This is a genomic window from Methylobacterium phyllostachyos (genome assembly GCF_900103445.1).
Classification (GTDB): domain Bacteria; phylum Pseudomonadota; class Alphaproteobacteria; order Rhizobiales; family Beijerinckiaceae; genus Methylobacterium; species Methylobacterium phyllostachyos.
The window spans coordinates 119,096-143,585 of sequence record NZ_FNHS01000008.1; the positions used below are offsets into that span (position 1 = coordinate 119,096).

A 24,490-nucleotide genomic window follows, 5' to 3' on the forward strand; every position below is an offset into this window, starting at 1 on the left:
TCCAAGTCTCTCACCCCGCCGCGACGCGTCGTGAGACGCTTCGGGGCGTCGGTCCGGTCAGCCGCCGGGCCGGCGGCGGTGGGGCGGTGCCCGCGTCTGCCGTCGGCTGCGGCAGCCCCGGGCGCGGGAGCTCGACACCCCCCGGCTCGGGCTGGGCGGCGGCCGGCGGAGGAAATGCCCCGGTCGTTCAGGCCAGAGGCCGACCCTGTCCTGGGCGGTGCGGCGGTTAGACGGCGCCCTCCACGACGAGAGGGCGTGCGACGAAGGCTCGCTCGGAAGCCGCCGGGGTGCCGCAGGGCAACCCGGAGGACTTAGCGTCTGCGAGCCCCCCGCGTGACGGACACCGGATGCAGGATCGGACGCGGGGTCGAGACCGGCCCCGGCGTCCGCGGGACGCCGGGAAGCCGGCTTTAGCAACGTTGCGTTCGGGCTTCGCGGCGTCCCGCGTCACCCCGGAAGCAGGTTCGGCCATGTTCCCGGCGGCACGCCGCGCGGGGCCGCGCCCGCGCGTCTCCCTCCCCCCTCTGCGGGGGAGGGTGGCCCCCAGAGGGGGTCGGGAGAGGGGAGCGACGGTGCAGGATGAAGCTCTGCCCTGTGTGAAGGCTGCGCCCTGTTCGGAAGCGGGGTTCCCCTCTCCCGACCCGGCCTGACGGCCGGCCCACCCTCCCCCGCAGAGGGGGGAGGGAGACCCGCGGAGCCGCGGCCCACCCCCTACCCCGCCAGAACCGCCTCGATGCCGGCGCCGAGCGCCAGGAGGCGGCGGTCCTGCCCGTTCCGGGCGAGGAGCATCAGCCCCGCCGGCCGGGCGAGATCCGGCATCGGCAACGACAGGCCGGTCAGGTCAAAAAAATTGCCGAAGGCCGTGTTGCGCAGCATCAGCCGGTTGGCCGCCAGGAAGGCCGCATCGTCGGCCTCCAGCGGGGCGGTGAGTGGCGCCGTCGTGGCGGTCGCCGGCAGCGCCAGCAGGTCGAGGGGCGCGAGCCGGGCGTCGAGGGAAGCGATCAGCGCGGCGCGGCGGCGCAGCGTCCGGATGTAGCGCGTCGCCGGGGCCGCCCGGCCGGCCAGGATCCGGCGGTGGACCCGCGGGTCGTAGCGGTCGGCTTGCGCGTCGAGCCAGTCGGCGTGGATCGCGGCGGCCTCGATCGCCGCCAGCGACCCGTCCGGCAATGCCGCGTCCATGGCGGCGAGCAGATCGTCGATCGGGTGGTCGATCACCCGGGCGCCCGCCGCCGAGAGCTGCGCCAGCGCCCGCTCGAACGCCTCGGCGACCATCGGCTCGGTCTCGGTGAACAGCAGGCCCCGGGGCACGCCGATCCGCAGGCCCGCGACCGGGAGGGCGTCGAGGGGCGCGGGCTCTTCGCCCGCCATCACGGCATCGGCGGCGGCGCACTCGGCCACGGTCCGGGCGAGCGGCCCGAGGGAATCGAGGGCGTAGGAGAGCGGGAAGGCGCCGGCCAGGGGCACCCGCCGGGCGGTCGGCTTGAACCCGACCACACCGTTGAGGGAGGCCGGGATCCGCACCGAGCCGCCGGTGTCGGAGCCGATCGAGACGTCGCTCGTCCCCTGCCCCACCGAGACCCCGGCCCCGGCGGACGAGCCCCCCGGGATACGGGCCGGATCGGCGGCGTTGCCGGGGGCGCCGTAATGCGGGTTGAGCCCGAGGCCCGAGAAGGCGAATTCCGACATGTTGGTCTTGCCGAGGATCACCGCCCCGGCCCGGCGCAGGCGGGCGACCACCGGGGCGTCGGCCGAAGCCGGGGGCGCCCCCGCGAGCAGGACCGAGCCGGCCGTGGTGGTCTCGCCCGCCACGTCGAACAGGTCCTTGATCGAGACGATCGCGCCGTCGAGCGGCCCGAGGGAGAGCCCGTCCCGGCGGCGGGCATCGGCCGCGTCCGCCGCCGCCCGGGCGGAGTCCGGGTAGAGGCGGGTGAACACCGCCGGGTCCCCCGCCCGGATCCGCTCCAGACGCTCCTCGACCGTATCGCGTACGCTCATGGTCCTCACCGCATGCTGTCCCGGCGCGCCCCTGCAAGCCGGGGGCCGGTCTCAGAGCGTGCCCGGGTAGGCGCCACCATCCATCAGCAGGTTCTGGCCGGTGATGTACCCGGCGTGGCGGCTGCACAGGAACGCGCAGGCCGCCCCGAACTCGTCGGGATCGCCGAACCGGCCCGCCGGATTCTCCCGGGCGCGGGCTTCGAGGAACGCCTCCACGCTGAGGCCGGCCTTGGCGGCGAGCGCCCCGGCATTGCCGCGAATCCGGTCGGTGTCGAAGGGGCCGGGCAGCAGGCCGTTGATCGTCACCCCGTGCCGGACGGTCTGCCGGGCGAGGCCTGCCACGAAGCCGGTCAGCCCGGCACGGGCGCCGTTCGACAGGCCGAGATGGGCGATCGGCGCCTTCACGGCCGCCGAGGTGATGTTGACGATCCGGCCGAACTTCCGGTCGATCATCCCGTCGACGGTGGCCTTGATGAGCGCGATCGGCGCCAGCATGTTGGCGTCGAGCGCCCGGATCCAGGCGTCCCGGTCCCAGTCGCGAAAATCGCCGGGGGGCGGGCCGCCGGCGTTGTTGACCAGGATGTCGGGCTCCGGGCAGGCGGCCAGCGCCGCGGCCTGGCCGGCCTCGGTGGCGATGTCGCCGACGGCGGTGGTGACGGTGGCGCCGGTCTCCCGGCGGATCTCCTCCGCGGTCCGCTCCAGGGTCTCCGCGTTGCGGCCGGTGATCGTCACCGCGACGCCCTCCCGGGCGAGCGCCAGGGCGCAGCCCCGGCCCAGCCCCTTGCTCGCCGCGCAGACGAGCGCCCGGCGCCCGCTCAAGCCGAGATCCATCGTGAAGCCTCCCTGAGTCGGCCCCCTTGGCGGGGCGTCCCCGGAGTCATAGCGCGCGGCGGGGTGCTCCCGAAACCCGCCCGCGCTCAGGCGCAGGCGCGCAAGCCCGACCGCTCGGCCTCCTGGCGGGCGAGACTCAGGACGCGGCGGCGCGCCTGACCGTCGTCGATCGCCAGCCAGTGGCGCACCAGGGTCAGGAGCTCGCCGGCATCCGTGTCCAGGGAGGCCGTGTCCGGCGTCGCATCGGTGAAGAAGGCCTCGACCGGCAGATCGAGTTCGCGGGCGAGGCGCTCGAGCATGGCGCTCCGTCGGACCGTCGGGCGCTGCCGTGCGGATCTGCCGGGCTGCGGTCGAGCCGGAGTCACGATCGTGAGCTGGGTCATACCCCGCGAAACCGGCAACGGCCTCTCGGAGTTCTCGCCCCCTGGCGACAGGGTGAAAACGGGCTTAACGGCTCCCGCCGCCCTCACCCGATGCGCGGGGCGCCGCGGGCAGGTCGGCGCCCCTCTCCCGCTCCGGGGCGACCCATTCGGCCCACAGCAGGGCCATCGCCCCGGTGAGGAGCGGAAGCGCCGCGCTGAGGACGAGGCTGAGCATCGGGGCGAACCTGCTGGACGATCTCGGGACGATCCGGAGACCCTTGCTTAAGCGGCGTATGCGTGGGCTTAAGGCGGTCGCTCGCTTTGCGGAGATCCCGGGGCCAGAGGGGGACAACTCCCATCGGCTTTCCGCCCACAGTCCCGGGCAGCCAGCTTCATCGGGCTGTTACACGGCCCGGCTAGCGTTGCATCCACGGCTCCAGACCGCCGCCGCGCCGCGCACGCCTCGCGCAGGCCGGTATCGCCGGAGCGCGCTTTCGGCGCGGCCGTCAGGGCTGGTGGGAGAAGGGCTCCGATGACGCCGCAGTACTGCAGCGATCCGCTCGATCCGTCGGGCGCGGCGCGGGTGCTCGTCACCTACCGCGACGGCCGGCCCCTCCCGGTGATCGCGTCCGTTCTCGACGGCCGGGGGAACGACCTGCTGCCGGGCCTGTCCGAGGCCTGCATCCGGATCCTGCAACTCGAGATCGCGGTCTATTACGGTTCCGGCGACCCCTTCGCCTGGACGCGGCACGCCGTCGACGTCGCGGCGGCTCCGGCGTTCGGTTAGGCCACGTCCCGGCCGATGGCGAGCGACGTCCGGAACGGAGGGGTCAGGCCAGGGTCGGTTCCTGGGTGAGGGTGCCGAACTCACTGACCATGCATTCGTGCATGCGCCGCAGCCAAGCCCGCGCCTCGGCGGTCTGGGCCTCCGCCCGCTCGATCCGCTCGGCCGCCGCGCGGACCTGCGCCTCGGCTCGCTCCGCCCGGTCCACCGCCTCGCGCAGCAGGGCCTCGGCGTGCCGGGCCCGGTCCTCGGCGGCGCGCGCGGTGGTCTCCGCCTCCCGCACCGAGCGCTGGGCCTCCCGGATCGAATCCTGGGCGTTCTTCTGCAGGCCGCGCACCCGGGCCGCGACGCCGCGCACGGCGGTCAGGGAGGCCGACCAGTCGTCGGGCTCCGGGGCCGGGCTCGGTGCAGAGCCGGAGAACAGCGCCACGACCCGGTCGATCGGGGCGTAGCGCTCGTCAAAGGCCCCGGGCGGCGCGACGCGCGCCGCGTTGCCGGCGCCGCTCATGCCGCGGCCTGATCGGTCATGTCGGAGAACTCGGACAGGATCGCCTCCTGGACGCGCCCGAGCCACTCTTCCGCATGCCGTGCCCGCTCTTCGGCCGCGCGGGCGCGCGCCTCGGCCGCCTTGACGCGCTCCTCGGCGGCGATGACCTGTGCCTCGGCGCGCATCTGGGCCTCGCGCGCCTGCATCTCCGCGATGCGGGCGCGCTCGTTGGAGGTGTGGATGTCCTCCCGAACCCGCTCGAGCACATGCTCGATGCGCTCCTCGCGCTCCCGGGCCTGGGCCTCGATCACCCGCGCCTGACGGGCTGCGGCCTGGACCCGGTGGATCAGCCCATCCCAGTCCTGCGGCGCGGTGGACGTCGTCGGGAGCTCGACCGGCTCCTGCATCGACGAGACGACCCGCAGGACGCTGCCGAGGCTGGCCTCAGACGGAGCGCCGGGCTCCTGCTTGGCCCTGTCCGTGGGCCGGAAGCGCGGGTCGTTCAGAAGCCTCTGCAGCTCGCTCACGGACCTACTACTCCCTGCCGGCCGAAATCTGATCCAACTAAACTGGTAACAATGGTTAACGGATCGTTAAAACGCGCTCAGTTCGTGGGGATGTTGCCGTGGTTCGGGGTCGTCATGGGCTTTGGTGCGCGGGGCCAGGGTCTATCTCCGGAAGAGGTTCAACAACGGCTGGGCGTTGATCACGATCTCCAGGGCGATGAGTGGGACGACCACGATCACCAGGCGCAGCGAGCGGTTCGTGTGAATCTGGTCGGCGAGGGCGGTGGTCGTCTCGCCGATCACCGCGCGCTTGCGGTGCCGCGTGGTCGTGCGCTCGCGCAGCTCGTCCGCGTCCTCGATCCGCGCGTCGAGGCGTTCGCGGCCCGCCGTATCGATGCGATCTGCGAGGATGCGAGCGCGGGCAACGAAGCGTTGCGGTTTGGCCCTCCGGATATCCTGGTTCCGCTGACCTCTCCACCAAACGCGCGCGGCCGGGCTGCGGGCCGCGAACAGGCGCGGCTCCGACACCCGTGTCGCCCCCGAACGCGCTCGGCCGGAGCGGAGATCCGGCCTGCCCCGTGCCCGCATTCCGCCTGGTCGCGTCGGCCAAGCCCGTGCCGGGCGGCCCGCCGAACAAGCTCGGGCGCCGCTGGTTGCCGGATCGGAGGGGGCCGTAGCCCATCCGTCGAGACATCCCATTCGCCGAGCGTTCATGTCCGCCCTGCCCGCTTCGAACCTGCTGCGTCGGCCCGGCCCACCGGAGCCCGTGCCCGATGTCGATCCGCCGCGGGCCTTCGACCCGCGTTTCTCCCAGGTGGTGCCCCCGGAGGCGCGCCTCGTCTCCCTCTACAATCAGGCGACCTTCAGCGAGGGGCCGACCTGGTGGCCCGCCCCCGGGATCCTGGTCTGGTCGGATATCGAGGGCCGCCGCGTACTCGGCTGGCACACGGACGGCTGCGTGCGGGTCGTGATCGATGCCACGCCCTTCATCAACGGCAACACGGTCGATCGCGACGGCAACCTCATCCACTGCGAGCACGGCAACCGCCGCTTGTCCCGCACCACGCCGGACGGGCACTACGCGAGTCTGGTCGAGACCTACGAGGGGCGCCGCTTCAACGCGCCCAACGATGTGGTCTGCGCGGCCGACGGCGCCCTGTGGTTCACCGACCCGGACTACGGCCTGCGCCAGCCCAAGCAGGGGGCACTGGACGAGTCCGATCTCGGCCATCACAGCGTCTACCGCTTCGACCCGGCCACCGGCGGCGTGCGGCGTATGGCCGATCTCGGCCAGCCGAACGGGCTTGCCTTCGCGCCGGATGGGCGCACCCTCTACGTCAGCGACACCGCACGCACGGAGGGGGGCGACGGCCACTCGATCCACGCCTTCCCGGTGGCAGAGGATCAAACGCTTGGCGAACGGCGCCTGTTCGCCGCGGTCGAACCCGGCGTGCCCGACGGGTTCCGCGTGGACCGTCGCGGCTGGATCTGGACGAGCTCGGAGGCTGGGGTGCAGGTCTTCTCGTCGGACGGGCACCGGCTCGGGCTGATCCCGACGCCGCAGGTCTGCTCGAACTGCTGCTTCGGCCCCGGCGGGGGCCAGCTATTCATCACGTCGATGCAGCACCTCTACGCCCTCGACCTCACGCCGGACTGAGCCGGGCCACGGACGCCAGGGTCGGCACGCCCGTGCAACGGGACGTCCGCAGCAGACATCCAGACGGTGGAGGGCCGCACGGCGGCGGGCGCTCCTCAGCGCCACCGCTCCTTCATGCAGGCCAGCACGTACACGGTGCGCATGCAGCGCTCCTGATCGGCCTGCGAATGTGCGCTGCCCATACAGGCATCCATGCCCGACGTGAGTAGCACGCGGTCGATGTCCTTCTCGGACTCGCAGTTGAAGATCGGCTGGAAGCCTTCGAACTGGCTGACCTGCCAGAAGATCGCGACGAACAGCAGCAGGCAGAAGGCGCTGACCAGGATCCGGTTATCGTAGAACCAGTGCCTGCGCTCGGCGGTCATACGAACCCTCGGCTGCGATTCGCTGGAGCCGCTTTGGGCTCGCCGAACCTCAAGACCCTTGCGTCATGAACGGCTGGGTCGTCGGACGAGTGGTGGAGACGACAGGGATCGAACCTGTGACCTTTCCCATGTCAAGGGAATGCACTACCGCTGTGCTACGTCTCCCCGTCGAAGCCGTCAGGTTCCATGAACCTGAAAGCCATCGAAATAGCCCAACCTTCTCAGCGGCTTATGAGGATTGGCAACCGCCTTGTCAAGGTGGCGCTGTCCCGCTGAGCTGTGCGCCCGGGCCGGAGCCGTTTGGGCTCCGATGGGCCGGGCCTATAGCCCCTGCTCGGCGGGGGCGCAAGCGGAACCTATTTTTCCCAAGACGCCGGAAACGGGTCCCTTCGGCGAGACTCCGGGCGAGGTGCACGGTCGCGAGAAAATGCGCTATGGCGCTGCCGCTCGCCCTCCGGCCCCGCACAGGGCGCCAGCCCGTCGCCTCACGCTTCGAGATATGCGCCGTTCCAACGACCCCGATCAGGCTGATTCGACCCGCGTCTTCGGGGGCCTGCGGGCGCCCGGGATCATTATGGCCGACGGGAGCCGGCGCTGATGTCGTCTGCGGCCCAGACCGAGATCGCCGAGTCCCGCCTGCCGCCGGCGCAGGTCATCGGGCTCGCCCGCAAGCCCCGCCCCCTGCCGACCCGGGCGGCCTCAGACGGGCTGCACGTCGCCGTGCCGGGCCTCGCGGGGCGCTGGGTCGAGATAGTTTTAGCGAACGACCCCGCCGAGGGCCGGGACACGGTCCCGGATATCAGCTTCGTCGGGCCCGACGGGCGCCCGGGCTCCCTCCTGCCCCAGGAGGCGCGGGGCGGGGGCGCCTTCGCGTGGGTTGGCCGCCTGCCGGAGGACGTGACCGAACTGCGCGTCGCCGACCCATCCGGACGGGTGCCGGCCCGGCTGCGCCGGATCGCCCTGCGCCGCCTCGCCCGGCCGATCCTGGCCGGGCGCGGCCTTCTGCGCGAGCCGGGCCTGACCGTGCAGGCCCTCTACTGGCGCGTCCTCGGCAAGAAGGTCCGGGCCCGCGGCTTCCTCGGCCGGGCCCTGCGCCACCGGCGGGTGTCCGGCTACGAGGCGTGGCTCGGTACCCACACCCTGCGCCGGACCGAGCGCGACGGGATCGCCGCCGAGATCGCCGCCTGGGCCGATCCGCCCCTGATCTCCGTGCTGATGCCGGTCCACGACCCTGACCCAAAGGTGCTCAGGGCCGCCCTCGCCTCGCTCGGCGCGCAGCTCTACCCCCACTGGGAACTCTGCGTCGTTGACGACGCCTCCACGCGCGCGGCGATCCCGAAGATCCTTGCCCGGGCGGCCGAGGCCGACCCGCGCATCCGCGTCCTGACCCGTTCCGAGAACGGCCACATCGCCCGGGCGACCAACGACGCGCTGGGCCTCGCCCGGGGCGTCGCCTGCGCCTTCATGGACCACGACGACGCGCTCACCGTGGACGCGCTCTATGAGGTCGCCCGGGCGTTGCGCCGTGATCCGGACCTCGTGCTGATCTACAGCGACGAGGACAAGATCGACGGCCGCGGCCGCCGCTTCGACCCGCATTTCAAGGCCGGCTTCGACCGGGAGCTGCTCTACGCGCAGAACTACATCAACCATCTCACGGTGGTGCGGACCGAATCCTTGCGCGCCGTCGGCGGCCTGCGCCCCGGTTTCGAGGGCAGCCAGGACCACGACCTGCTGCTCCGGCTCACCGACGGCCTCGATCCGGCCCGCATCCGCCACATCCCGCGGGTCCTCTACCATTGGCGCGCCGCGCAGGGCTCCGGCACCTTCTCGGACCGGTCGCTCGCCCGGGCGGAGGCCGCGCGCCTGCGCGCCCTGGCGGAAATCGTCGCCCCCTGGGGCGGGCGGGCGGAGCCCGGGCCCAACGGCTTCAACCGCCTGATCCGGCCCCTGCCGGAACCGCCGCCCCGGGTCTCGGCGATCATCCCGACCCGCGACCGTGCCGAGATCCTGTCGGTGACCCTCGACGGGTTGCTCACCACCACCGACTACCCCGACATCGAGGTCGTCATCCTCGACAACGACAGCCGGGAGCCCGAGACCGCCGCCCTGTTCGCCCGCTACCGGGACGATCCGCGGGTGCGCGTCGTTCCGGTCCCCGGCGCCTTCAATTTCTCCGATCTGTCCAACCGGGGTGCGGCGGCGGCCACCGGGCCGGTGCTCCTGTTCCTCAACAACGACATCGAGGTGCTGGAGCCGGGCTGGCTCACCGAGATGGTCCGCCACGCGGTCCGGCCGGAGATCGGCGCCGTCGGAGCCAAGCTCCTCTATCCGGACCGGACCATCCAGCACGGTGGCATCGTGCTGGGGATCGGGGGCGTCGCCGGCCACAGCCATCTCGGTGTGCCCGACGCGGATCCGGGTTACTTCTGCCGCATGGTGATCGCCCACGAGGTCTCGGCGGTGACGGGCGCCTGCCTCGCCATGCGGGCCGACGTCTTCGCCGAGGTCGGCGGCTTCGACGCGGTCGCCCTGAAGGTCGCCTTCAATGACGTGGACCTGTGCCTGAAGATCCGCCGGGCCGGCTACCGGATCGTCTGGACGCCGTTTGCCAAATTGATTCACCACGAGTCGAAGAGCCGTGGGGCAGAGGACACGCCCGAGAAGCAGAAACGCTTCGAGGGTGAGGTGCTCACCATGCTCGACCGTTGGGGCCCGGAACTGCGCGCCGACCCGTACTACAACATCAACCTGTCACGGAATTCCGGTCACTACCGCGTCTGAACGGCTCGGCCGACTCGGCGGGGCGGGCACGGTGGTATGCATGCGTCAGTGGGTGAACTTGCGTCCAGGGCCGGTTGCGATACCTCTGGACATGCCGCAAGAGGCGGTTCCGGCCAAGGCGCCCAAATCGGCGCGCGGCGAGGGCGACAATCCGAGATGAGTGTGAACACCCCGACGGTCACAGGCCTTGAGCGCGATGCCCAGCAGGCGATGGGGGACCATAAGGTCCATCCCAACGAGATCGCCATCGGTGTCGTGATCGGGCGCGCCTCCGAATACTTCGACTTCTTCGTGTTCGGCATCGCCTGCGTGCTGGTCTTCCCGAAGGTGTTCTTCCCCTTCGTCGACCCGCTCAAAGGGACGCTCTACGCCTTCGCGATCTTCGCCCTCGCCTTCATCGCCCGCCCGATCGGCACCGTGATGTTCATGGCGATCGACCGGCGCCATGGCCGCAGCGTCAAGCTGACGACGGCCCTTTTCCTGCTCGGCGGATCGACGGCGGCAGTCAGCTTCCTGCCGCGCTATGACAGCATCGGCATCTCGGCGGTCTACCTCCTGGCGGGCCTGCGCGTGCTGCAGGGCCTCGCCCTCGGTGGCGCCTGGGATGGGCTCGCCTCGCTGCTCGCCATGAACGCGCCCCGGGAGCGCCGCGGCTGGTACGCGATGATCCCGCAGCTCGGCGCGCCGCTGGGCTTCATGGTCGCGAGCGCCCTGTTCGCATTCTTCCTGGTGAATCTCGACGAGGCGGACTTCATTGACTGGGGCTGGCGCTTTCCGTTCTATTGCGCCTTCACGATCAACGTGGTCGCGCTGTTCGCCCGGCTGCGCCTCGTCGCCACCGACGAGTTCGCACGGATGATGGACCTCGACCGGCTCCGCCCGGTCCCGGCGCTGGAACTGTTCCGCCACCATGCGGGCGACGTGATCCGTGGCGCCTTCGTGCCGCTGGCCGCCTTCGCGCTGTTCCATCTCGTGACGATCTTCCCGATCGCGTGGCTGGCGCTGAACAGCACCACCCGCTCGCCGGGCGAGTTCCTGATCGTGCAGTTCTCCGGCGCCATCGTTTGTGCCGGCGCGGTCGCGGCCTCCGGGCTGATCGCCGACCAGATCGGCCGCCGCAACAGCCTGATCATGAGCGCCTCGCTGATCGCCTTCTTCGCCATCGGCAGCATCATCGCACCCCTCCTGTTCGGCGAGAGCGCCATCGGCCAGACCATCTACGTCACGATCGGCTTCATGCTGCTCGGACTCGCCTACGGCCAGACCGCGGGTGCGGTGACCGCCCGGTTGGGCAACCACTACCGCTACACCGGGGCCGCACTGACCTCCGACTTCGCCTGGCTTCTCGGTGCGGGCTTCGCGCCCCTCGTCGCGCTGTTCCTATCGCAGCGCTACGGGCTGGCCATGATCGGAGTCTACCTCCTCTCCGGCGCGGTCTGCAGCCTCTTGGCGCTGTTCACCGACCGCTCGGAAATGCGTCAGATGTGATTGGTCGCGGCGCGCCACGAAGGCCGCGCTGCGCTTTCCAGGGCTGACAGGACCGCCGCCTCGCGCGGCACGGCAGAAGCGCCGCGGCAGCGGCATGGGATAACGAGACGCGTGCTGTGACCTCTTCGACCCATCGACCGGACAGGACCGCCACCGCGCGCAGCCGGGGACGGAGCCTCCTGCCTCTCCTCGCGCTGCCGCTCCTGACGCTGCTGGGCGGCTGCAACTTCGTGGTGCTGCACCCGGCCGGCTACGTGGCCGAGCAGCAGCGCAACCTCGTGCTGGCCGCCACCGGGCTGATGCTCCTGATCATCGTGCCCGTCATCGCCTTCACGCTGATCTTCGCGTGGCGCTACCGCGCCACCAACGAGGACGCGGTCTACGATCCCGAATGGCACCACTCGACCCAGCTCGAGGTGCTGATCTGGACGGCGCCGCTGATGATCATCATCGCGCTCGGCGCCCTGACCTGGATCGGGACCCACACCCTCGATCCGTTCCGGCCGCTGAGCAAGATCGACGCGAAGCGCGATGTCGCGGCGGGCACGCAGCCGCTGGAGATCGAGGCGGTGGCGATGGATTGGAAGTGGCTGTTCCTCTACCCGCAATACGGGATCGCCACGGTCAACGAAGTCGCCGCGCCGGTGGACCGGCCGATCCGCTTCAAGATCACCGCCACCGACGTGATGAACACGTTCTACGTGCCGACGCTCGCTGGCATGGTCTACGCGATGCCCGGCATGCAGACGCAACTCCACGCGGTGATCAACCGTGAGGGGGCCTGGGAGGGACGCTCGGCGCATTACAGCGGCGCCGGCTTCTCCAACATGTTCTTCAAGTTCCACGGCCTGACCAATGACGGCTTCGACCAGTGGATCGCCCAGACCAAAGCCAAGGGCGGCGAGCTGACCCAGGAGGCCTACCTGAAGCTCGAGGAGCCGAGCGAGGCCGAGCCGGCGCGCTACTACAAGTCCTATATGCAGGGCCTCTACGACCGGATTATCGGCATGTGCCCCCGCCCCGACCAGATGTGCGTCGGCGAGATGACGAAGATCGACGCGCAGGGCGGCGCCACGGGCGAGGAGGCCGAGGCCAACTACAAGCGGCTGCAATACGATAACCGCCTCGCCGAGCGGGGTGTCGAGGCGCCCGGCGCCACCGCACCGGCCTCGGAGACGGGACCGCACGGGCAGACGCAGCCCGAGGGCATGAAGCCGCGGCCCGACATGGGCAACCCGGATGTCCGGGGTCAGAAGTCGCCCGACAGCCAGGGCAAGGGCTCCGGAGAGGGCCAGAGCGAGGGCGGCCAGATCGCCCCCAAGCAGCTCAACCAATGATTCGACTGAACCCGCGATGCAACCCGAACCGATGATGCCGCTCCCGTCGCGAGCGGACCCCACACACGAGACCGGCGGTCGCCGTCGAACCCACTGAACGGGCCGATCCCATGTTTTCAAACCTGGACCTACAGCAACTGCTCTTCGGCCGATTTACGATCGAGCAGATCCCCTATCACGAGCCGATTCTACAGGCGACGTTTGCAGGCGTCGCCGTGGTCGGCCTCGCCGTGCTCGGCGTCATCACCTACTACCGCTTCTGGGGGCCGATGTGGCGTGACTGGATCACGTCGATCGACCACAAGAAGATCGGCATCATGTACTGCATCTTCGCGGCCGTGATGCTGCTGCGCGGCTTCGCCGACGCGATCCTGATGCGCTCGCAGCAGGCGGTGGCGTTCGGCAACGAGCAGGGCTTCCTGCCGCCGCACCATTACGATCAGATCTTCACCGCCCACGGCATGATCATGATCTTCTTCGTGGCGATGCCGTTCGTCACGGGGCTCATGAACTTCGCCGTGCCGCTGCAGATCGGCGCCCGCGACGTCGCCTTCCCGTTCCTGAACAACTTCAGCTTCTGGATGACGGTGGCCGGCGGCATGCTGGTGATGGTCTCGCTGTTCGTCGGCGAGTTCTCCCGGGCGACCTGGCTCGCCTACCCGCCGCTCTCAGAGGCCTCCATGAGCCCCGGCGTCGGCGTCGACTACTACATCTGGGCGCTGCAGATCGCCGGTATCGGGACGCTGCTCTCGGGCATCAACCTGATCGCCACCATCGTGAAGATGCGGGCGCCCGGCATGACCATGATGAAGCTGCCGATCTTCGTCTGGTCGTCGCTCTGCACCAACATCCTGATCGTGGCAGCCTTCCCGATCCTCACGGCCGTTCTCGCGATGCTGTCGCTCGACCGCTACGTCGGCACGCATTTCTTCACGAACGACCTCGGCGGCAACGCCATGCTGTACTTCAACCTGATCTGGATCTGGGGTCACCCGGAGGTCTACATCCTGATCCTGCCGGCCTTCGGCGTGTTCTCGGAGATCACCTCGACCTTCTGCGGCAAGCGCCTGTTCGGCTACACCTCGATGGTCTACGCGCTGGTGGTCATCACCATCCTCGCCTACCTCGTGTGGCTGCACCACTTCTTCACGATGGGCTCGGGCGCGGACGTGAACTCGTTCTTCGGGATCACGACGATGATCATCTCGATCCCGACCGGCGCGAAGATCTTCAACTGGATGTTCACGATGTACCGCGGCCGGATCCGGTTCGAGGTGCCGATGATGTGGGTGGTGGCGTTCATCGTCACCTTCGTAATCGGCGGCATGACCGGCGTCCTCCTGGCGGTGCCCCCGGCCGACTTCGTGCTGCACAACTCGCTGTTCCTGATCGCGCACTTCCACAACGTGATCATCGGCGGCGTGCTGTTCGGCATGTTCGCCGGCGTGACCTTCTGGTTCCCCAAGGCCTTCGGCTTCAAGCTCGACGACTTCTGGGGGAAGGTGGCCCTCGGGTTCTGGGTGACCGGGTTCTACGTCGCCTTCATGCCGCTCTACGTGCTCGGCCTGATGGGCGTGACCCGGCGCATGCAGCACTTCGACGACCCGTCGCTGCAGATCTGGTTCGTGATCGCGGCCATCGGCGCGGCGCTCATCGCCTGCGGCATCGGCTCGCAGATCGTGATGTTCGTGGTCTCGATCCGCAACCGCGACAAGCTGCGGGACCTGACGGGCGATCCGTGGGGCGGCCGGACCCTCGAGTGGTCCACCTCCTCGCCGCCGCCGGACTACAACTTCGCGTTCACCCCGGTGGTCCATGATTCCGATGCGTGGTGGGACATGAAGAACCGCGGCTTCGCGCGGCCCATGACCGGCTACAAGCCGATCCACATGCCCAAGAACACCGCGACCGGCGCGATCCTGGCGGGCCTGAACTTCGCGTTCGGCATCGCGATGATCTGGTACGTGTGGTGGCTGGCGGCGCTCAGCTTCCTGGCGATCTTCGTCGTGGCGATCGCCCATACCTTCAACTACAAGCGCGACTACTACATCCCGGCCGACACCGTCAGTCGGACGGAAGGTCAGCGGACGCGCGAACTGGAGATGGCGTGATCCGATGATGCACGCAGACACCGCACCCCCCGGCGCCGCGGCGCCGGTTTTCTACCAGACCGACGAGGAGGGCCATCATTCCGAGGGCTCGACCATGCTCGGGTTCTGGCTCTACCTGATGAGCGACTGCCTCATCTTCGCGACCCTGTTCGCGACCTACGGGGTGCTCGGGCGCAGCTACGCGGCCGGCCCCACCCCGAAGGAGCTGTTCGACCTGCCGGGCATCGCGGTGAACACCGCCATGCTGCTGTTCTCGTCCATCACCTACGGCTTCGCCATGCTGGAGATGGACCGGGACCGGGTGAAGCAGACGCAGATCTGGCTGGCGGTGACCGGCCTGTTCGGCGCGGCCTTCGTGGCGTTGGAGATCCGGGAGTTCGTCCACCTGTTCCATGAGGGCGCGCCGCCCTGGCGCAGCGCGTTCCTGTCCTCGTTCTACACGCTGGTGTCGACCCACGGCCTGCACGTCTCTATGGGCATCCTGTGGTTGATCGTGCTGATGGTGCAGGTCGGCAAGCACGGCCTGATCGTCGAGAACAAGCGCCGGCTGATGTGCCTGTCGCTGTTCTGGCACTTCCTCGATCTCATCTGGATCGGTGTCTTCACGGTCGTCTACCTGATGGGAGTGCTCGAATGAGCGCCGACGCGCACCACGTGGCCGCCGCGGGGCACGGCCACCACGACGCCCATAGCGAGGGCGGGCACGGTTCCTTCCAAAGCTACATGACGGGCTTCGTCCTGTCGGTGATCCTGACGGTGATCCCGTTCTGGCTGGTGATGGGCAACGTGCTCGACAACAGCCTCGTCACCACCCTGGTGATCCTGGCGCTCGGCGGCGTCCAGATGGTCGTCCACGTCATCTACTTCCTGCACATGAGCACGAAGTCGGAGGGCGGCTGGACCTTCATGGCGCTGATCTTCACCATCACGCTGGTGGTGATCATGCTCGCCGGCTCGGTGTGGGTGATGTACCACCTCAACCACAACATGATGCCGATGGATGCCCACGACGTCATGAACAACGCCCGCTGAGCGCGCGTCCGGAGATGAGGCAAGCGGGGTCGGGAGGGGGCTTAGGTCCCTCCCCGGCCCCGATTTCGTTGCTGCGACGCATCGTGTTCGGCGTCGGCGCGGCGCTCGTGTTCGTGGTCCTGCTCGGGCTCGGCACGTGGCAAGTGGAGCGCCGGGCGTGGAAGCTCGACCTGATCGCCCGGGTCGATGCCCGAGTCCACGCGACGCCCGTACCGGCCCCGGGGCCCGCCGACTGGCCGCGCGTCGGCCCCGACGAAGCCTACCGGCACGTCCGGCTCTCGGGCACCTTCCTGCACGATCGCGAGACCCTGGTGCAGGCCGTCACCGAGCGCGGTGGCGGCTTCTGGGTGCTGACGCCGCTGCGCCGGCCGGATGGCAGCCTCGTGCTGATCAACCGCGGCTTCGTGCCCGGCGACCGGCGGGACCCGGCGATCCGGGCGGCCGGGCAGGTCACGGGCGAGACCACGATAACCGGCCTCCTGCGGCTGACCGAGCCCAAGGGCGCGTTCCTGCGCTCCAACGATCCCAGGGATGACCGCTGGTACTCCCGGGACGTCGCCGCCATCGCGGCCGCGCGGGGCCTCACCGACGTCGCCCCTTATTTCGTGGACGCCGACGCGACGCCCAATCCCGGCGGTCTGCCGGTGGGCGGCCTCACGGTGATCAGCTTCCCCAACAACCACTTGGTCTACGCGATCACGTGGTACGGGATGGCGCTGATGCTGGCGGGGGCGGTGATCTACGTCCTGCGGGGCGGCCGCAAACCTAGACCGGCGGGGGAGTAGCCCAGCCCGGGGGCGTCTCTATAATGGCGTAACAAACGCCATAACGAGTCAACGCCATGACCTCCCGCATCCCGAACTTCGCCGAAATCCCGCTCGCCGGCGAATCGCTCGCGGTCACGGCCCCAGCGCCCGGCGAGCCCTGGATGACGCCGGAGGGCATCCCGGTGAAGGGCCAGTACGGGCCGGAGGACCGGGCGGGCATCGAGTTCCTGAACACCTATCCGGGGATCGCGCCGTTCCTGCGCGGCCCCTACCCGACCATGTACGTCACCCAGCCCTGGACGATCCGGCAATACGCCGGCTTCTCCACCGCCGAGGATTCGAACGCCTTCTACCGCCGCAACCTCGCGGCCGGGCAGAAGGGCCTGTCGGTGGCGTTCGATCTCGCCACCCACCGGGGCTACGATTCCGACCATCCCCGCGTCTCGGGCGATGTCGGCATGGCGGGGGTCGCGATCGACTCGATCTACGATATGCGCACGCTGTTCTCGGGGATTCCCCTCGACGAGATGACCGTGTCCATGACGATGAACGGCGCGGTGCTGCCGATCCTCGCCCTCTACATCGTCGCCGCCGAGGAGCAGGGCGTGCCGCCCCAGAAGCTCGCCGGCACGATCCAGAACGATATTCTCAAGGAGTTCATGGTCCGCAATACCTACATCTATCCCCCCAAGGGATCGATGCGGATCATCTCGGATATTTTTGCGTACACATCCAAAAATATGCCGAAGTTTAACTCGATCTCGATTTCCGGCTACCACATGCAGGAAGCCGGGGCGACGAACGACCTGGAACTCGCCTACACGCTGGCCGACGGTGTCGAGTACATCAAGGCGGGGCTGGCGGCCGGGCTGACCATCGACCAGTTCGCTCCGCGCCTGTCGTTCTTCTGGGCGATCTCGACCAACTTCTTCATGGAGGTCGCCAAGATGCGGGCCGCGCGCCTGATCTGGGCGAAGCTCGTGAAGGGGTTCGATCCGAAATCCGAAAAATCGCTGGCGCTGCGCACCCACTCGCAGACCTCGGGCTGGTCGCTCACCGCGCAGGACGTGTTCAACAACGTCACCCGCACCAACATCGAGGCGATGGCGGCGACGCAGGGGGGCACGCAATCGCTCCATACCAACGCACTGGACGAGGCGCTGGCGCTGCCCACCGACTTCTCGGCCCGCATCGCCCGCAACACCCAACTGTTCCTGCAGCAGGAGAGCGGTACCACCCGGATCGTCGATCCCTGGGGCGGCTCCTACTACGTGGAAAAACTCACCGCCGACATGGTCGCCCGGGCCTGGGAGCACATCCGCGAGGTCGATCAGCTCGGCGGCATGGCCAAGGCGATCGAGGCCGGCATCCCGAAGCTCCGGATCGAGGAGGCCGCAGCCCGCGCGCAGGCCCGGATCGATTCCGGTCGCCAGACCATCGTCGGCGTGAACAAGTTCCGGGCCGACGACGACATGGCGATCGACCTCCTGCGGGTCGACAACGGCAATGTCCGCCGGCTCCAGATCGACAAGCTCAAGCGCCTGCGCGCCGAGCGCGACGAGGCCGCCGTGACGGCGCGGCTCGATGCGCTCACCAAGGCCGCCGACGGCACCGGGAACCTGCTTGAACTCGCCGTCGAGGCGGCCCGCGCCAAGGCGACGGTGGGCGAGATTTCCGAGGCTCTGGAGAAGGCTTGGGGCCGGCACCGCGCCGAGATCCGCTCGATCTCCGGCGTCTACAAGCGCGAGGTGGGGGGCATGTCGCCTGTGGTCGAGGAAGTCCGGGCGCTGGTCGAGGCGTTCGAGGAGAATGATGGCCGCCGGCCGCGCATCCTGGTCGCCAAGATGGGCCAGGACGGGCACGACCGCGGCCAGAAGGTGATCGCCTCGGCATTTGCCGATCTCGGCTTCGACGTGGATATCGGGCCGCTCTTCGCCACGCCGGCGGAGGCCGCCCGGCAGGCGGTGGAGAACGACGTCCACATCGTCGGCGTCTCGTCGCTGGCCGCTGGCCACCTGACGCTGGTGCCGGAGTTGAAGGCGGCGCTCACCGAGCAGGGCCGGGACGACGTGATGATCGCCATCGGCGGCGTCATCCCGCCGGGGGATTACGCGGCGCTGACGGCGGCCGGCGCGGCGGCAATCTTCCCGCCCGGCACGGTGATTGCCGAGGCGGCGGCCAAGCTGATCCGGGCGCTGAACGCGCGGCTGGGGTATGAGACCCGGCAGGCGGCGGAGTAGCGTTACGACGCACCGCGATGCCGCCGTCATCGCGAGCGTAGCGAAGCGACCCAGGGCTGCGCGACCACGATGCGCGTGGCGCTGCTGGATTGCTTCGCTGCGCTCGCAAAGACGGTTCCGTTACCCGGTCCCTGAAACACCGTGAAAAAAGTCCGCTCCTGTCGCCCGGGCTGGTGACGCCGCGCCTCTGGGCGGGCATTGAGGCGCAGGATTCCGGGAGACGCCCGCTCATGACGACTCCGACAATTGTCCCCACGACCCCCTTCCCCGACCAGAAGCCGGGCACCTCCGGCCTGCGCAAGAAGGTGCCGGTGTTCCGGCAGCCGAACTACGTCGAGAACTTCGTCCAGGCGATCTTCGACACCCTGCCCGACAAGGTGGGCGCCACCCTGGTGCTCGGCGGTGACGGTCGCTTCCTCAACCGCGAGGTGGTGCAGAAGACGCTGCGGCTGGCCGCCGGCAACGGCTTCGGCCGGGTGCTGGTCGGGCAAGGCGGTCTGCTCTCGACGCCGGCCGCTTCCTGCGTGATCCGGAAGGCTAAGGCCCTCGGCGGCATCGTGCTCTCGGCGAGCCACAACCCGGGCGGGCCGGAGGGCGATTTCGGTATCAAGTTCAACGCCGCCAACGGTGGGCCGGCGCCGGAATCCGTCACCAACGCCATCTTCGAGCGGGCCAAGGCGCTGACGGAGTACCGGCTCGTCGAGGCCCCGGATCTCGACCTCGACCGGCTCGGCCAGACCAAGCTCGGCGCCATGACGGTCACGGTGATCGACCCGGTGGCCGACTACGCCGAGCTGATGCGCACGCTGATCGATTTCGACGCGGTGTCGCGGCTGTTCGCCTCCGGCTTCCGCATGCGCTTCGACGCCATGAGCGCGGTGACCGGGCCCTACGCGACCGCGATCCTTGAAGGGATGCTCGGCGCGCCGGCCGGCACGGTGGTCAATGCGACGCCGAAGGAGGATTTCGGCGGCCATCATCCGGATCCGAATCCGGTCCACTGCCACGACCTGTTCGACCTGATGCAGGGGCCGGACGCGCCGGATTTCGGCGCGGCTTCGGACGGCGACGGCGACCGCAACATGATCGTGGCACCTAGCCTGTTCGTGACGCCGAGCGACAGCCTCGCGCTGCTGGCCGCCCATGCCCACCGGGCGCCGGGCTATGCCGGGGGCCTCGCGGGCGTCGCGCGCTCCATGCCGACGAGCCGCGCCGCCGACCGGGTCGCGGCCGCCCTCGGCATCAAGGCCTACGAGACCCCCACCGGCTGGAAGTTTTTCGGCAATCTCCTCGATGCCGGGCTGATCACCCTGTGCGGTGAGGAGAGCGCCGGCACCGGCTCGAACCACGTGCGCGAGAAGGATGGGCTCTGGGCGGTGCTGCTCTGGCTCAACATCCTCGCCGCCACCGGCGAGCGGGCCGACGCGCTGGTGCGGGCCCATTGGCGGACCTATGGGCGCGACTACTACGCCCGCCACGACTACGAGGAGGTCGATTCGGACGCCGCCAACGGCCTGATGGACGGCCTACGCGAAAAACTCGCCGGGCTGCCGGGCACGCGGATCGGCGACCTCACCGTCTCGACCGCCGACGAGTTCGCCTATCGCGATCCGGTGGACGGCTCGCTCACTGAGCGCCAGGGCATCCGGATCGGCTTCGCCGAGGATGCGCGCGCCGTGTTCCGGCTCTCGGGCACCGGCACCGCCGGGGCGACGCTGCGGGTCTATCTGGAGCGCTACGAGAACGCGCCGGACCGGCTCGATCTCCCCGTGGCCGAGGTCCTGGCTCCGGTGGCGGCGGCGGCCCGCGCCATCGCCGAGATCGAGCCCCGCACCGGCCGGGCCGAGCCGAGCGTGGTGACCTGAGCGGGGTTTCCAAAGGGCCTCGGCCCTTTGGCGGGGTGTCGGGGCAGCGCCCCGACGTGTCGTTCACGAGGCGCTATCGATCCTCGGCCCGAGCATAGACGCGGAGGCGGTGCCCATCCGGATCGACCGCCATGAAGCTCCGGCCGAAGCCGAGATCGGTCGGCTCCAGGATGATCGTGGCGCCCTTCGCGGCCCAATCGGCGTGGGTCGCGTCCACGAGCGCCGCCCGGTCCACCCGGAAGCCGATCTCGCAGCCGCCGCCCGCGGTGGCCGGGGCTGGGACGATCTCGTGCCGCGCCCACAAGCTCAGCGCCGGTCCTTCGGGGGGCAGGAACAGCACGAAGGTTGGGCTCGCCTCGACGGGCTGCTGGCCGAGCAGGCGTGCGTAGAAGCGCGCGCTGGCCTCCGGCTGCGTCACATAGAGAAGGATGTTGGTCCGGGTCATCGGTCGCTCCTGTCGGTCGCTGGACAGGGACCCGGATATCCGGCGCTGCTGCCAGATTCCGGCAGCATCATGCGTGCGGTTCGCCGATCCCCTCCGCGCGCCGCCAGTCCTTGAGCAGGGCCTGCCGGCGTTTCGGATAGCGCCCGTCGAGCAGCGCCGCCGCGGCGATCCGGTCGGTGCGGAAATGGCGGACATCCTGGCGCAGCTCGCACCACGCGAGCAGGATGCGCACCGCATCGAAATAGGCCAGGGCGAACGGCCAGACGACCCGCTCCGAGGCGGAGCCCGCCCCGTCGCGATAGGACAGGACCAGCTTGCGCTCGGCGCGGATCGCTGTCCGCAGCAGGCCGGGATCGACTGCGTCGGCCGGGACCGGCGTGCCGGGGCCGATCAGCAGCGGCGCGGTCTCGGCCGTCTCGCGGAGCGACTCGGGCAGGATCGCGGCGATCCGCGCGAGCGCGCTCCGGGCCGCGCTGCTGAGCCGGCCGTCGGCGCGGTCGGCGACCCAGCGTGAGCCGAGCACCAGCGCCTCGATCTCCTCGGGGGTGAACATCAGCGGCGGCAGCAGGAAGCCGGGCTTCAGGACGTATCCGACGCCCGGCTCGCCCTCGATACAGGCGCCCAGGGCCTGCAGGCTCGCGATGTCCCGGTAGAGGGTGCGTAGGCTGACACCGATCTCCCCGGCCAGCACCGCCCCGCTCACCGGCCTTCGGTGCTGCCGCAGGGCGTGGAGCAGATCGAACAGGCGTTCCGAGCGCGACATGGCGGGTCTCTCTGTGCCCACGCTACGGCCGCGGAATGACAGCTTCGCGTGGCTATGGAGCGGCGCGACCGAGTTCCTTCACCATGTGCACCGTGATGTCGTCGTCCCGGGTCCGGCCCGGGCCGGCATAAAGCTCCTCCCGCTCCACCCCGTAGCCGAGCGATGCGTAGAGGCGCAGGTTCGCGACGTACTTCTTGTTGGTGTAGAGGCGCAGCTGCCCCAGCCCCGCCGCCGCGGCGATGTCCTCGGCGAGGCCGAGCAGCCGGGTGCCGAGGCCCCGGCCCTGGAAGGCCGGATGCACCGCGACGTTGACGATCAGCAGATGGTTGGCCTCGGCCTTCGTCTCGATCAGCGCGGCGAGGTTCCCACCGGCCTGCAGCAGGTCGAACCGGTGGGCCAAGACGGACGCAGCATAGTCCGCCTGCATCGGCGTGGGCAGGCGGCCGATCAGTGGGATCCACTTGGTGTAGGCCGCCTCGACCAGCGCCCGGATCGCCTCCGCATCTGCCGGCCCGGCGCGCCGGATCGTAAACCCCTCGTCCATCCCGAAACCCCCGGTGGTTGACCGCACAGCCGCTGTCCCCTATGAAGCAGCCCGTCGATGGGGCTCCGCACGGGGCCCCTTGGCGTTTTCACGCGCACCCGTGGGCGGGATCCTCCCGCCCTGTCGTCCCGGGCCTTTGCCCGGGAAAAGGAGGGCGCGTTCCTCAATCCCGTCACGCGAGGACGCGAAACATGTCGAAGCGGATTCAGGCCAAGCACAAGCTCGACCGCCGCATGGGCCAGAACATCTGGGGCCGCCCGAAGAGCCCCGTCAACCGCCGCGAGTACGGCCCGGGCCAGCACGGCCAGCGCCGCAAGGGCAAGATGAGCGACTTCGGCACGCAGCTGCGCGCCAAGCAGAAGCTCAAGGGCTATTACGGCAACATCACCGAGAAGCAGTTCCGCCGCTACTACGCCGAGGCGATCCGCCTGCGCGGCGATTCCGGTGAGAACCTCGTCGGCCTGCTCGAGCGCCGCCTCGACGCCGTGGTCTACCGGGCGAAGTTCGTCGCGACCCCGTTCGCCGCGCGCCAGTTCGTCAACCACGGCCACGTCAAGGTGAACGGCGTGCGCGTCAACATCCCGAGCTACCAGGTGAAGGCCGGCGATCTCATCGAGGTCAAGGAGTCGTCCCGCCAGCTCGAGATCGTCATCGTGGCGACCCAGCTCTCCGAGCGTGACGTGCCGGATTACATCGAGGCCGACCACGCCAAGATGACCGCCCGCGTCACCCGCATTCCGACCCTGTCCGAGGTGCCCTACCCGGTGCAGATGGAGCCGAACCTCGTCATCGAGTTCTACTCCCGCTGATCCTGTCGCCCCGGCGACCGGTGGAGGGGCTGCCCGCAGGGGCGGCCCCTTCGCGTTTCCGGGGCCGCCGTCCCGGACGACGGCCTCCGGCTTTCGCACGCCGCCGGGGCGTCAGCAGCCGTGGCAGATGGACCCCATGGTGTTGCGCATCCGGCTGTCCCAGGCCTTCGAGCGGGCTTCCGCCGCCTTCTGCGCCTTGATCATCTCGGCCTCGTTCACGGGCCGCGGCATCCCAGTCGCTGCGGGGGGCGGTGGCTTGGTCTGGCCCGTAGCCGTCACCCGGCGGCCACCCACGATGGGGCCGGTCGGGGCGACGGTGGGGGCCGCGCCTGGCGCCGGGCTCTGGGCGAACGCAGGCGCCGGTCCGAGCAGGAGGCCCAGGATCACCGCGTGACGAAGACTTGCCATGGACCTGCTCTCCCGGCGGAGGATCCCGTGTCCGCTCCACCTCATCCGGCACCGACCCTAGCCGATCCGCGCGGTGAAATCATGCTGTCGGCAGGCCCTTGATGAGCGACGTGTCACCGCCCCGGAACCGCCGCGAGGCCGTCGCCCAGGCCCTCGCCCGCCTCGCCCCGCGCGTGCCGGATTTCGAGGCCGAGGCCGCCCTCGACCGGGCACTGGCGAGCCCCGGCCTGCGCGGGGCCGCCCCCGAGACCGCCGCGCGCCTCGCCCTCGTGGCCTATGCCCGCCACGTCTTCACCGACTACGACGACCTTCTGGACGAGGGCTACGACCGGGACAGCGCCCGGCACTTCGTCCTCGACGCTCTCAACGCGGTGCTCACCGCCTGGGGCGCCGCGCCGATCCCTGAGGAAGAGGCGAACGAGGCCGGCGATCCGGAGGACGATCCGCGCTGAGGTTATCGCGCGGGCCCGCGCCATGCTGTAGGAGACGCGCCCACAGCCGCCCGGCGCGGCGAGGGGAATCAGCACATCATGAAGATCAGCGCGCGCAACGTCATCAAGGGCACCGTCGTCTCCGTGGACAAGGGGGCGACCACGTCCCACGTCAAGATCGAGATCAGCCCCGGCCAGGTGGTCACGGCCTCGATCACCAACGAGGCGGTCGATTCCCTCAAGCTCGTCGCCGGCGGCTCCGCCTACGCGGTGATCAAGGCCTCCGACGTCATGGTGGCGGTGGACTGAGGGCGCGCGCGGCGCGATGGACGCGTTCGCTGCCCTCTGCGGGCGACCGGATGCACAGATCGGGTTTGGGATCATCGTCCGGTTGATGGGTTCGGCGGTCCAGACGTCTCACCCTGTCCCCCGCCCGCACGGGAGAGGAAACCCGCGCTCGATCCTGAAACCTTATGTCC

The 24,490-nt window shown here is 69.8% G+C and carries 26 protein-coding genes and 1 tRNA gene; 14 read left to right on the forward strand and 13 right to left on the reverse strand.

Features of this window, described 5'->3' with window-relative positions; all coding sequences use genetic code 11:
• Nucleotides 1-711: 711 nt before the first annotated feature.
• The 4 genes from BLQ49_RS14330 to BLQ49_RS29695 all read right to left on the reverse strand — a co-directional run bounded on the left by BLQ49_RS14330 (nt 712) and on the right by BLQ49_RS29695 (nt 3,423).
• On the reverse strand, nt 712-1,995 hold the full coding sequence (locus tag BLQ49_RS14330; RefSeq protein ID WP_091716693.1) for an amidase: 1,284 nt from the start codon (nt 1,993-1,995) through the stop codon (nt 712-714).
• Between the two features lie 51 nt (nt 1,996-2,046).
• Nucleotides 2,047-2,826, reverse strand: a complete 780-nt coding sequence (locus BLQ49_RS14335) for an SDR family oxidoreductase (RefSeq protein ID WP_091716695.1) — start codon at nt 2,824-2,826, stop codon at nt 2,047-2,049.
• Between the two features lie 86 nt (nt 2,827-2,912).
• A complete protein-coding gene (locus BLQ49_RS14340) occupies nt 2,913-3,125 on the reverse strand; it encodes a hypothetical protein (RefSeq protein ID WP_091716697.1) in 213 nt (70 codons plus the stop codon).
• A 148-nt stretch (nt 3,126-3,273) separates the two neighbouring features.
• Entirely contained in the window at nt 3,274-3,423 is a 150-nt protein-coding gene (locus tag BLQ49_RS29695) for a hypothetical protein (RefSeq protein WP_167627706.1), read from the reverse strand.
• A 297-nt stretch (nt 3,424-3,720) separates the two neighbouring features.
• On the opposite strand from BLQ49_RS29695, the gene BLQ49_RS14345 reads away from it, so the two are divergent.
• Nucleotides 3,721-3,975, forward strand: a complete 255-nt coding sequence (locus BLQ49_RS14345; protein WP_091716699.1) for a hypothetical protein — start codon at nt 3,721-3,723, stop codon at nt 3,973-3,975.
• A 43-nt stretch (nt 3,976-4,018) separates the two neighbouring features.
• Here BLQ49_RS14345 and BLQ49_RS14350 read toward each other — a convergent pair whose 3' ends face one another.
• From BLQ49_RS14350 to BLQ49_RS14360, 3 genes are all read right to left on the reverse strand, one after another.
• A complete protein-coding gene (locus BLQ49_RS14350) occupies nt 4,019-4,480 on the reverse strand; it encodes a hypothetical protein (RefSeq protein ID WP_244507595.1) in 462 nt (153 codons plus the stop codon).
• Nucleotides 4,477-4,986 carry a hypothetical protein gene (locus BLQ49_RS14355; protein ID WP_091716701.1) on the reverse strand — a complete coding sequence of 170 codons (510 nt, stop codon included), beginning with the start codon at nt 4,984-4,986 and terminating at the stop codon, nt 4,477-4,479. The genes BLQ49_RS14350 and BLQ49_RS14355 overlap by 4 nt, the downstream gene beginning before the upstream one ends.
• Before the next feature lie 141 nt (nt 4,987-5,127).
• Nucleotides 5,128-5,493, reverse strand: a complete 366-nt coding sequence (locus BLQ49_RS14360) for an RMD1 family protein (protein WP_091716703.1) — start codon at nt 5,491-5,493, stop codon at nt 5,128-5,130.
• Nucleotides 5,494-5,677: 184 nt separating this feature from the next.
• Between BLQ49_RS14360 and BLQ49_RS14365 the strand changes: the two genes are divergently transcribed.
• A complete protein-coding gene (locus BLQ49_RS14365; RefSeq protein ID WP_091716705.1) occupies nt 5,678-6,622 on the forward strand; it encodes an SMP-30/gluconolactonase/LRE family protein in 945 nt (314 codons plus the stop codon).
• 95 nt (nt 6,623-6,717) lie between these two features.
• Here the strand turns inward: BLQ49_RS14365 and BLQ49_RS14370 are convergent, their stop codons facing one another.
• Nucleotides 6,718-6,987 (reverse strand): glycosyltransferase family protein, encoded by a 270-nt coding sequence (locus BLQ49_RS14370; RefSeq protein ID WP_091716707.1) that lies wholly within the window; start codon nt 6,985-6,987, stop codon nt 6,718-6,720.
• A 90-nt stretch (nt 6,988-7,077) separates the two neighbouring features.
• Nucleotides 7,078-7,152: transfer RNA gene (locus BLQ49_RS14375), tRNA-Val, on the reverse strand.
• Between the two features lie 432 nt (nt 7,153-7,584).
• Between BLQ49_RS14375 and BLQ49_RS14380 the strand changes: the two genes are divergently transcribed.
• The 9 genes from BLQ49_RS14380 to BLQ49_RS14420 all read left to right on the forward strand — a co-directional run bounded on the left by BLQ49_RS14380 (nt 7,585) and on the right by BLQ49_RS14420 (nt 20,611).
• A complete protein-coding gene (locus BLQ49_RS14380; protein WP_091716709.1) occupies nt 7,585-9,771 on the forward strand; it encodes a glycosyltransferase family 2 protein in 2,187 nt (728 codons plus the stop codon).
• A 156-nt stretch (nt 9,772-9,927) separates the two neighbouring features.
• The gene (locus tag BLQ49_RS14385) at nt 9,928-11,259 is read left to right on the forward strand and encodes an MFS transporter (protein WP_091716711.1); all 1,332 of its coding nucleotides are present in this window, start codon (nt 9,928-9,930) and stop codon (nt 11,257-11,259) included.
• 116 nt (nt 11,260-11,375) lie between these two features.
• Nucleotides 11,376-12,596, forward strand: a complete 1,221-nt coding sequence (gene cyoA / locus BLQ49_RS14390; RefSeq protein WP_091716713.1) for a ubiquinol oxidase subunit II — start codon at nt 11,376-11,378, stop codon at nt 12,594-12,596.
• Nucleotides 12,597-12,706: 110 nt separating this feature from the next.
• Nucleotides 12,707-14,707: a cytochrome o ubiquinol oxidase subunit I gene (gene cyoB, locus BLQ49_RS14395; RefSeq protein ID WP_091716715.1), complete on the forward strand. Its 2,001-nt coding sequence runs from the start codon at nt 12,707-12,709 to the stop codon at nt 14,705-14,707.
• 4 nt (nt 14,708-14,711) lie between these two features.
• On the forward strand, nt 14,712-15,344 hold the full coding sequence (gene cyoC / locus BLQ49_RS14400) for a cytochrome o ubiquinol oxidase subunit III (protein ID WP_091716717.1): 633 nt from the start codon (nt 14,712-14,714) through the stop codon (nt 15,342-15,344).
• The gene (cyoD, locus tag BLQ49_RS14405; RefSeq protein WP_091716720.1) at nt 15,341-15,739 is read left to right on the forward strand and encodes a cytochrome o ubiquinol oxidase subunit IV; all 399 of its coding nucleotides are present in this window, start codon (nt 15,341-15,343) and stop codon (nt 15,737-15,739) included. Before cyoC ends, cyoD begins: the two co-directional genes overlap by 4 nt.
• Before the next feature lie 14 nt (nt 15,740-15,753).
• Nucleotides 15,754-16,524 carry an SURF1 family protein gene (locus BLQ49_RS14410; protein WP_091716722.1) on the forward strand — a complete coding sequence of 257 codons (771 nt, stop codon included), beginning with the start codon at nt 15,754-15,756 and terminating at the stop codon, nt 16,522-16,524.
• Between the two features lie 56 nt (nt 16,525-16,580).
• The gene (scpA, locus tag BLQ49_RS14415) at nt 16,581-18,746 is read left to right on the forward strand and encodes a methylmalonyl-CoA mutase (RefSeq protein WP_091716724.1); all 2,166 of its coding nucleotides are present in this window, start codon (nt 16,581-16,583) and stop codon (nt 18,744-18,746) included.
• A 230-nt stretch (nt 18,747-18,976) separates the two neighbouring features.
• On the forward strand, nt 18,977-20,611 hold the full coding sequence (locus BLQ49_RS14420) for an alpha-D-glucose phosphate-specific phosphoglucomutase (RefSeq protein ID WP_091716726.1): 1,635 nt from the start codon (nt 18,977-18,979) through the stop codon (nt 20,609-20,611).
• Between the two features lie 73 nt (nt 20,612-20,684).
• Here the strand turns inward: BLQ49_RS14420 and BLQ49_RS14425 are convergent, their stop codons facing one another.
• The 3 genes from BLQ49_RS14425 to BLQ49_RS14435 form a co-directional block, all read right to left on the reverse strand.
• The gene (locus BLQ49_RS14425) at nt 20,685-21,056 is read right to left on the reverse strand and encodes a VOC family protein (protein ID WP_091716728.1); all 372 of its coding nucleotides are present in this window, start codon (nt 21,054-21,056) and stop codon (nt 20,685-20,687) included.
• A 67-nt stretch (nt 21,057-21,123) separates the two neighbouring features.
• Complete coding sequence (locus BLQ49_RS14430) at nt 21,124-21,819, reverse strand: helix-turn-helix transcriptional regulator (RefSeq protein ID WP_091716731.1); 696 nt, start codon at nt 21,817-21,819, stop codon at nt 21,124-21,126.
• A gap of 52 nt (nt 21,820-21,871) precedes the next feature.
• A complete protein-coding gene (locus tag BLQ49_RS14435) occupies nt 21,872-22,363 on the reverse strand; it encodes a GNAT family N-acetyltransferase (protein ID WP_091716733.1) in 492 nt (163 codons plus the stop codon).
• Between the two features lie 191 nt (nt 22,364-22,554).
• On the opposite strand from BLQ49_RS14435, the gene rpsD reads away from it, so the two are divergent.
• Complete coding sequence (rpsD, locus tag BLQ49_RS14440) at nt 22,555-23,172, forward strand: 30S ribosomal protein S4 (RefSeq protein WP_091716735.1); 618 nt, start codon at nt 22,555-22,557, stop codon at nt 23,170-23,172.
• Nucleotides 23,173-23,283: 111 nt separating this feature from the next.
• Here the strand turns inward: rpsD and BLQ49_RS14445 are convergent, their stop codons facing one another.
• On the reverse strand, nt 23,284-23,580 hold the full coding sequence (locus BLQ49_RS14445; protein ID WP_091716736.1) for a hypothetical protein: 297 nt from the start codon (nt 23,578-23,580) through the stop codon (nt 23,284-23,286).
• Between the two features lie 101 nt (nt 23,581-23,681).
• Between BLQ49_RS14445 and BLQ49_RS14450 the strand changes: the two genes are divergently transcribed.
• Entirely contained in the window at nt 23,682-24,032 is a 351-nt protein-coding gene (locus BLQ49_RS14450; RefSeq protein ID WP_091716738.1) for a DUF2293 domain-containing protein, read from the forward strand.
• A gap of 78 nt (nt 24,033-24,110) precedes the next feature.
• The gene (locus BLQ49_RS14455) at nt 24,111-24,320 is read left to right on the forward strand and encodes a TOBE domain-containing protein (protein ID WP_091716741.1); all 210 of its coding nucleotides are present in this window, start codon (nt 24,111-24,113) and stop codon (nt 24,318-24,320) included.
• Nucleotides 24,321-24,490: the final 170 nt, after the last annotated feature.